This window comes from Sedimenticola sp., assembly GCF_050289425.1.
GTDB lineage: Bacteria > Pseudomonadota > Gammaproteobacteria > Chromatiales > Chromatiaceae > Sedimenticola.
On the sequence record NZ_JBNKFS010000058.1, the window covers coordinates 1 to 728 of the forward strand.

Annotated in this window: 1 protein-coding gene and 1 tRNA gene; one reads left to right on the forward strand and one right to left on the reverse strand. The window is 60.7% G+C overall.

Annotated elements, in window-relative coordinates:
- On the reverse strand, positions 1 to 186 hold a 186-nt coding region (locus ACQY5R_RS18205), incomplete at its 3' end, for a hypothetical protein (RefSeq protein WP_428610708.1).
- Positions 187 to 308: 122 nt separating this feature from the next.
- On the opposite strand from ACQY5R_RS18205, the gene ACQY5R_RS18210 reads away from it, so the two are divergent.
- A tRNA-Arg gene (locus tag ACQY5R_RS18210) sits at positions 309 to 385 on the forward strand.
- Positions 386 to 728: the final 343 nt, after the last annotated feature.

Below are 728 nucleotides of genomic sequence, written 5' to 3' on the forward strand. Positions count from 1 at the left end.
CTTGCCCACGATCTCTTCGCCGGTGCGCTTGCCCGGCTCTTCTTTCTGGACCTTCAGGACCACCTGCGCGACCGGCTGGGTCAGGCTGGCGGACATTTCACTGTCGATGGACTTGTCTTTGCCACAGGCGGCGAGCGTCAGTGCAGACGCGGCCAACAGGGCGATCAGAGCGCGGGACTTGGTCATGCGGGGAATCCTCAAAGGCGGGCAATTTTCAAAACCCGTCGATTATAGCGGTCGCAGGTGCAGCATGAAAGCACAACGCGTGGACGACATGTCGAAAAGCGGTTATGCTTGCCGCCTCCCAAGCGCCCGTAGCTCAGCTGGATAGAGTACTGCCCTCCGAAGGCAGGGGTCGTGCGTTCGAATCGCGCCGGGCGCGCCAGAATTGCCAGAAACGGGTCAGGCCGGATGCCTGACCCGTTTTTCTTTGGCCGCGTGTTGGTGGAAATGCCCCGATCTTCCGGTGGATATCCACCGGTGCGGGCCGTCTGATTTTTACAACCCCTTTGTTTTAAAGCGCTTGGCGTCCTGGCGCCGAACTTGCGTCTTGTCCTCCGATAACACGACTTTCATGACTTCGGAGAAGGCCATGGCGCGCATATGCCCCGCGACCGGCCTGCGAGTGGTGTCCCTGCTGGGGGCTGCGTTGCTTGCGGGCTGTACCACCGAAACGCATTCTTTTCTCAAGCCGGCCAGTCTCACGGCCGAGAGTCAGCGCGACCTCA